This is a genomic window from Actinomyces urogenitalis DSM 15434 (genome assembly GCF_000159035.1).
Taxonomy (GTDB): Bacteria; Actinomycetota; Actinomycetes; order Actinomycetales; family Actinomycetaceae; genus Actinomyces; species Actinomyces urogenitalis.
On record NZ_DS999622.1, the window covers coordinates 1 to 241 of the forward strand.

General features: G+C 33.6%; 1 pseudogene. It reads right to left on the minus strand.

The annotated features are described in order from the left end of the window. Positions 1–94: 94 nt before the first annotated feature. Positions 95–241, minus strand: a pseudogene (locus HMPREF0058_RS13060) (IS6 family transposase); the annotation flags it as partial.

Sequence of the window (241 nt, forward strand, 5' to 3'; positions counted from 1 at the left end):
CTCAAAAAGTTCAAGCATAACCGGCGCAATTGAAAACATCGGTTCTGTTGCAAAGTTCAAAGAAGTAAAATGATATCTCAACTATTTTCTAATTTTAAGCTGGAACACCCATTAGATTATTTATTTCATGAATCACTGAAAAGCCAAAGAGAGAAAAGTCTCTTTGGCTAGTTTTGTATAAAGCATGTATAGTTTCAATTCCTTTGATTGTGGATGAGGCAGTCCTTATGGACTGATATAA